The organism is Kitasatospora sp. NPDC059803 (assembly GCF_042732255.1).
Taxonomy (GTDB): Bacteria; Actinomycetota; Actinomycetes; order Streptomycetales; family Streptomycetaceae; genus Kitasatospora.
Genome location: NZ_JBHWIJ010000393.1, coordinates 1 through 6644, shown reverse-complemented (window position 1 = coordinate 6644; position 6644 = coordinate 1). Strand labels below are relative to the sequence as shown.

The 6644-nt window shown below is 77.6% G+C and carries 6 protein-coding genes; 4 read left to right on the top strand and 2 right to left on the bottom strand.

Features of this window, described 5'->3' with window-relative positions; genetic code table 11:
- The coding region (locus ACFV6I_RS36360; protein ID WP_157849844.1) for an acyl-CoA dehydrogenase family protein at nucleotides 1-96 on the top strand (96 nt) is incomplete at its 5' end.
- Nucleotides 97-580: 484 nt separating this feature from the next.
- On the opposite strand, the gene ACFV6I_RS36355 is transcribed toward ACFV6I_RS36360, so the two are convergent.
- On the bottom strand, nucleotides 581-1291 hold the full coding sequence (locus tag ACFV6I_RS36355) for a response regulator (protein ID WP_380430248.1): 711 nt from the start codon (nucleotides 1289-1291) through the stop codon (nucleotides 581-583).
- A complete protein-coding gene (locus ACFV6I_RS36350) occupies nucleotides 1288-2472 on the bottom strand; it encodes a sensor histidine kinase (protein ID WP_380430245.1) in 1185 nt (394 codons plus the stop codon). The genes ACFV6I_RS36355 and ACFV6I_RS36350 overlap by 4 nt, the downstream gene beginning before the upstream one ends.
- A gap of 211 nt (nucleotides 2473-2683) precedes the next feature.
- Here ACFV6I_RS36350 and ACFV6I_RS36345 point away from each other — a divergent pair, with 211 nt between their 5' ends.
- The 3 genes from ACFV6I_RS36345 to ACFV6I_RS36335 all read left to right on the top strand — a co-directional run.
- On the top strand, nucleotides 2684-3616 hold the full coding sequence (locus ACFV6I_RS36345; RefSeq protein WP_380430243.1) for an ABC transporter ATP-binding protein: 933 nt from the start codon (nucleotides 2684-2686) through the stop codon (nucleotides 3614-3616).
- Between the two features lie 72 nt (nucleotides 3617-3688).
- Nucleotides 3689-4471: an ABC transporter permease gene (locus ACFV6I_RS36340; protein WP_063345921.1), complete on the top strand. Its 783-nt coding sequence runs from the start codon at nucleotides 3689-3691 to the stop codon at nucleotides 4469-4471.
- An 84-nt stretch (nucleotides 4472-4555) separates the two neighbouring features.
- A partial coding sequence (locus ACFV6I_RS36335; RefSeq protein ID WP_380430240.1) for a HEAT repeat domain-containing protein occupies nucleotides 4556-6644 on the top strand: 2089 nt, incomplete at its 3' end.

Here is a 6644-nt window from a genome sequence, read left to right as displayed (position 1 = left end):
CCGGTGGAGCGGATGATGCGGGACGCGAAGATCACCCAGATCTACGAGGGGACCAACCAGGTCCAGCGCATCGTCATGGCCCGCAACCTGCCGTAGCCGGACGGCGCCTCGGCCCCGACCGCGCCTCGGCCTCGACCGCGCTTCGGCCTCGAAAAGCGGGCGACGGCGGGCGGCCCCGCTTCGTAGGCTGCCCGCCATGTCCTCCGCACTGAGCCTGGCCCGGATCACCCCCGACACCATCGACGCCGCCCTCGCCCTGAAGGTGCGCCCCGACCAGGAGGCCCTGGTCGCGTCGGTGGCGACGTCGCTGGCCGAGGCGTACGCCCACGGGGACACCGCCTGGCCCCGGCTGATCATGGACGGGGAACGGCCGGTCGGCTTCGTGATGGCGTTCTTCGACATCAGGTTCAACCCCGAGCAGCCGGACGACCGCCCCCGCTCCGGCCTCTGGCGCCTGCTCGTCGACGCCGAGCAGCAGCGCGGCGGCTACGGCCGCGGCGCCGCCGGGCCCCTGGGGGGCCCCATACGCCCCCCCCGGGGGCCCCCCGCCCCCCCCCCGCGCGCCGGGGGGGGGCGGCCGTCAGGGCTCGACGAGGGTCGCGCGGTAGGCGGTGATCACCAGGTGCACGCGGTCCCGGGCGGCGAGCTTGGCCAGCAGGTGGCCGACGTGCGTCTTGACCGTGCCGGTGCTGACGGACAGCTGCTCGGCGATCTCGGCGTTGGTCAACCCGCGGCCGATCAGTGTCAGCACCTCCAACTCCCGCCCGGTGACGGCGCGCAGGACCCGCTCCCGCTCGTCGCCGCCGGGTGCGGCGGTCGCCGGCTCGGCGGCGGGCCGGGCGGCGAACTCGCGGATCAGCCGGCGGGTGACGCTCGGGGCCAGCAGCGCCTCCCCGGCGGCGACCACCCGGATCGCGGCCAGCAGTTCCTCGGGCGGGGTCGACTTCAGCAGGAAGCCGGACGCCCCCGCGCGCAGCGCGCCGTAGATGTACTCGTCGAGGTCGAAGGTGGTGAGGATCAGGATCCGCACGGCGCTCTCGGCGGTGATCTGCCGGGTGGCCGCCAGGCCGTCCGTGCCCGGCATCCGGATGTCCATCAGCACCACGTCCGGCTGCCCGGCGCGGGCCAGCCGGACGGCCTGCGCCCCGTCGGCGGCCTCGCCCACCACCTCGAAGCCGTCGGCGGCGGCCACGATCCCGGCCAGGCCCGCCCGTACCAGGGTCTGGTCGTCGGCCACCACGACCCGGATCGGTGGGCCGGCGGGTGCCCCGTTCGCGGCGTCTCCCGTCACGACGTTTCCTGCCCGCCCGCGTCGGCCAGCGGTAGCACGGCGCGCACCCGGAACCCGCCGCCCGGCAGCGGCCCGGCCTCCAACCGGCCCTCGTACAGCCCGACCCGCTCGGCCATTCCCGCCAATCCGTGCCCGCCGACCCCGACCGGCCCGCCGCGACCGGCGTCGCTCACCTCCAGCACCAGCGCCTCCTCCTCGAACTCCACGGCGACCCGCGCCTCGGCCGCGTGCGCGTGCTTCACCACGTTGGTCAGCGCCTCCTGGACGATCCGGAACGCGGACAGCTCGACCCCGTCGGACAGCTCCCGGACCACGCCGCCCACCCGCAGCTCCACCCGCACCCCGGCCTCGGCGCTGCTCGCCACCAGCCGGTCCAGATCGGCCAGCCGGGGCGCGGGCGCGAGCCCGGCCCCGTCGGCGCCGCGCAGGACGGTCAGCAGGCCGCGCATCTCGACCATCGCGTCCCGGCTCACCGCCTGGATCGCGGCCAGCGCCTGCTCGGCCTGCGCCGGATTCCGCCCGATCACGAAACGGCCGTACCCGGCCTGGACGTTGACCACGCTCATGCTGTGCGCGATCACGTCGTGCAGCTCCCGGGCCAGCCGGATCCGCTCCTCGGCCAGCTCCGCCGTGGCCAGGTCGACCTGGTGCCGGCGCAACTCGGCGCCGTACGCCCGGTAGCGGGCCACCGCGCAGCCGAGCGCCCACGCGGTGACGACCTCCAGCGCGGACAGCACGAGGTTGTTCCACAGCTCGCGCGACCCGAACCGGCTCAGCCCGGCCCCGACCAGGCCGAACGCCAGGACGGTGAGGCCCAGCCGCATCGGCCCGGCGGCCGCGACCAGGTAGACGACCATCGCCGCCGCGACCACCACCAGGAACCCGGCCAGGTTGGCGATCGTCAGCTGCCCGGCCACCGCGACCACCACCGCCCAGGCGGCGAACACCACCCCGGCCGCGGCCACCGGCGCGAGCCGGCGCAGCCCGGCGGCCGCGCCCACCGCCACCACGCACACCAGCACCGTCACCAGCTCCGCCGACGTCGGCTTCGGGTAGCCGCGGTGGTGCGGGTCGAACACCCGGTAGGCGTCCAGCACCCGGAACCAGGTGAGCACGGTCAGGGCCAGCGAGACCGTCAGGTCGACCGCGACCCAGTGGCCCGGGCGCAGCCTCCTGGTCACCGGCGGATGCGGAGCACGGGGCATTTCCCCAGGCTAGCGGCGGCCCCCGCGCGCGGCATCGCCCTGTGGGCCTACGACCACGGGCAGAGGCCGGCCCCGCCGAACGCCGTGATCTCCCCCCACGGCGGGACGCCCCGTACCGGGCCCGGGCGGGAGCGTGGAGCCCGCGTCGGCCCCCTCGGCCGACCGGGAAACCCGGAAAGGCACCACGATGATCGAGGTACGCGACCTCACCAAGCGCTACGGCGGCACCGTCGCCGTGGACGGGCTGACCTTCACGGTCCGGCCGGGACAGGTCACCGGCTTCCTCGGGCCGAACGGCTCGGGCAAGTCCACCACGCTGCGGATGATCCTCGGCCTGGACGCCCCGACCAGCGGGCGAGCGACCGTCAACGGCCGGCCGTACGCGGCCCTGCGCCACCCGCTGAGGGAAGTCGGGGCGCTGCTCGACGCCGGCGCCGTCCACCCCGCCCGCTCCGCCTACCACCACCTGCTCGGCATCGCCGTCACCAACGGCATCGGGCCGTCCCGGGTCCGCGAGGTGCTGGCTCGCACCGGCCTGGAGCAGGTGGCCCGCCGCAAGGCCGGGCGGTTCTCCCTCGGCATGAAGCAGCGCCTCGGCATCGCCGCCGCCCTGCTCGGTGACCCGCCCGTCCTGTTGCTCGACGAACCGGTCAACGGGCTCGACCCGGAGGGCGTGCACTGGATCCGCACCCTGCTGCGCGACCTGGCCGCCGAGGGCCGGACCGTCCTGCTCTCCTCGCACCTGATGAGCGAGACGGCCGTCACCGCCGACCACCTGGTGATCATCGGGCGCGGCCGGCTCGTCGCGGACCGCCCCACCGCCGACTTCCTCGCCGAGAACGCGCGCACCGACGTCCTGGTCCGCTGCGCCCGGCCGGCCGAACTGGCCCGGCTGCTGCGCGCCGCCGGGGCCGCCCCGGTCACCGAGGAGCCCGGCGGGGCACTGGCCGTCGGCGGCCTGGAACCGGCGGCGATCGGCGAGCTGGCCGCCGCGCACGGCCTCGGCGTCCACGAACTCACTCTCCGGCAGGCCTCGTTGGAGCAGGCGTTCCTGGACGCCACCGGCGAGACCGTCGACTACCGCGCCACCACCGGTACGTCCGGAAGGCGGACCGCATGACGGCCACCACCACTACGTCGGGAAAGAGGGCCACATGACCGCCCCCGCCAGTACGTCCGGAAAGAGGACCACATGACCGCCCCCACCACCCGCGGCGCACTGGCCGGCGAGTGGGTCAAGCTGCGCAGCGTCCGCGCGACCCCGCTCACCGCCGTCGTCGCGCTCGCCGCCGCCCTGTTCATCGGCCTGATCGACTACGGCAGCGCCGCCGACAACTGGGACGTCTGGACGGCCGTCCAGCGCGAGCGCTTCGACCCCGTCCGCTACGGCTTCTCCGGCGGCTTCTACGTCGCTGTCCTGGCGATCGGCACGCTGGGGACCCTGGCCGCCTCCAGCGAGTACACCACCGGCCAGATCCGCAGCACCCTGGCCGCCGTGCCCCGGCGGGGCCAGGTGCTCGCGGCCAAGGCGCTGGTGGTCGGCGGGGTGTCGGCGCTGCTCGGGCAGCTGCTGGCGTTCCTGACCTTCCTGCTCGGCCAACGGGCCCTGGCCGGGAAGCACCTGGCGGTGTCGCTCGGCGACCCGGGCGTGGCGCGCGCCGTCGTCGGCTGCGGCGTGTTCTTGTCCGTCTTCGCCCTGCTCGGCCTGGCGCTCGGCTTCCTGGTGCGCCACACCGCGGGCGCCGTCGCCGTGCTGTTCGGCCTGTTCTTCCTCTCGCCGATGCTGCTGGCGCCGCTCGGTGACGGCGCCACCCGGTTCGGCCTGCAGAGCGTCTTCGAGGGCCTGGGCAGCACCGTCGCCTCCGCGGGCGGCACCGACCGGCTCGGCGCGGCCGGCTGCCTGGCCACCCTCGTCGGCTACCTCGCCGTCGCCCTCACCCTGGCCGCCCTCAGCCTGACCCGCCGGGACGCCTGACCCGCCGGGACGCCTGACCCGCCGGGAGGCCTGAGCACTACGGGACGCCTAAGTACTGTCGGTGGCGGCTGCGATGATCCGCCCATGGACCTCGCCCACGCCCTCGACGGACTCGACGCCCACCCCTGGGCGTCCGTGTCGCACGCCTACGGACCCGCCGAAGACCTGCCCGGCCTGCTGCGCGCGCTCGCCGCCGGCGGCGAGCAGGCCGACGAGGCGCTCGCCGAGCTCTACTCGTGCATCCTCCACCAAGGCTCGGTGTACACGGCCAGCGCGGACGCCGTCCCCTATCTGGCCCGGATCGCGGCGGCCGGCTGCGGGACGGTCGAAGTCCTGGGCCTGCTCGGCGGGTTGGCCGAGGGCGAGGGCGAGTGGGACGGGGAACGGGACGGAGCGCGGGACGGGGAGCGGGGTGGTGGCGGGGAGGGCCCGCCCGCTCCCGTCCGGGCCGCCGTCGTCGGCCAACTCCCGCTGCTGCTGCCGCTGCTGGCGGACGGCAGCGCCGGCGTCCGGCAGGCCGCCGCCTGGGCCGTCGGCCAGACCAGGGCCGTCGAGCCCGCCCTGTCCGCGCTGCGCCGCCGCTGGGCGAGCGAGGCCGACCCTGTCGTCCGCGGTGAACTGCTCACCGCCCTCGGCCGGTTGGACCGGTCCGGGGCCGCGGCCGAGGCCGGGCCGCTGCTGGGCGAGGGCACGCCGGCGCCGCTGCGCCTGGCCGCGGTCCTCGCCGGGCTGGATGCGGGCGAGCCGTGGACGGGCGCCCACCACGCCGCTGTCCTCGCCCTGCTGCCCGCCGACCCGGTCGCCGCCGACCGGTACGACCTGGACCGCCGGGAGCCGTTGCGCGTGATCACCGAGGAGCTGCTGCTGCGCGAGACGCCCGCCGACCGCGACGCCGCCTACGCCCTGCTCGACCGGGCCCTGCGCGACGAGCGCCCCGAGGTGCGGGCCGAGGCCGTCTGGGCGGCCGACCACGCCTGCCAGCTGTCGCGCAGCGCGCCCCGGCGGCTGCTTCCGGCGCTCGCCCAGCTCGTCGCCGACCCCGACGTGGTGCACCTGCTCGGCAACCTCGGCCCGGCCGCCGCCGAGGCCGCTCCGGGGCTGGCCGCCCGGGCCGCGCAGGCCGAGGACGGGCCCGCCGACGAGGCCCTGGCCGCGCTCGTCCTGGTCGCACCCCGGACGGCGGCCCCGCTGCTCGCCCGTGCCCTGGGCCGGAGCCCGCGCGCGCTGGAGGCCGCGGCCGGCCAGCGGGCCCCCGCCGACGCGCCGTTCCCCTTCGACCCCGAGCTGCTCGCCGCCGTCCGCGCCCGGCTGACGGCCGGGCAGCTCGGCGGCAACGAGCACCACCAGCTGTTCCGCCTGGTGCGCCAGTGGGGCCGCGCGGCCGCCCCGGCCCTGCCCGAGCTGTGCGCGGTGCTGCCGCACCGCCCGGAGGCGGCGGCCGCCGTCGCGGCCGTCGCGGTGGACGGCCCGGCGGCGGAGCGTGACCGCGCCGCCGCCGCGCTGCGGGAGGTGCCCGGTTCCGTCGCGGCGGCCCGGGCGCTGTACGACCTCACCGGTGATCCCGAGGCGCTGCTCGGGGTACTCGCCGACCGGCTCGCGGCCGGCCCGTACGCGGTCGCCGAGGCCGCCCGGGCCGCCGCCGACCTGGGCCCCGGGGCCCTCTCGCTGGCCCCCGCCCTGCGCGCCGCGCTCAGCGCCGGAGGCGCGCCCGACACCTCGCCGGTGCTGGAGGCCGACCTGGCGGTGGCCGACGCGCTGTGGCGGATCACCGGGGCCGCGGCCGAGGTCGTCCCGATCCTGGACGGCGTCCTGCGGCGCGCCGATGACGGGGCGTGGTTCGACCGGACGGCCGTCCGCGCGGCCCGCGTCGCCGCCCTCCTGGGGCCGGCCGCCCGCCCGCTCACCGCCAGGCTCGACGGGCTGCTCGCCGACCGGGTGAAGGCCCCGGCCGCCGTGCTGGCCCTCCTCGCGGTGGCCGACGGCGCCGCTCTCGACCGCGGCCGCCTGGTCGAGGGCGCCCCGGCCGGCGCCCCGATCCGGGGGGGCCCCCGGGGGCGGGGGGGCGCGCCCGCGGCGCGGGGGGCGGGGGCGCCGCGCGCGGCCGGGGGGGGGGTGGGGGAGGCGCACCGAGGGGGCCGACGCCCCGCGCCCCGCCCCCCCCCGCCCCGCCCCC

Excerpts from the sequence above, each read along its gene's own strand:
- ACFV6I_RS36340 (WP_063345921.1), top strand. The coding sequence starts at position 3,689 with ATGACCGCCCCCACCACCCGCGGCGCACTGGCCGGCGAGTGGGTCAAG.
- ACFV6I_RS36345 (WP_380430243.1), top strand. The coding sequence starts at position 2,684 with ATGATCGAGGTACGCGACCTCACCAAGCGCTACGGCGGCACCGTCGCC.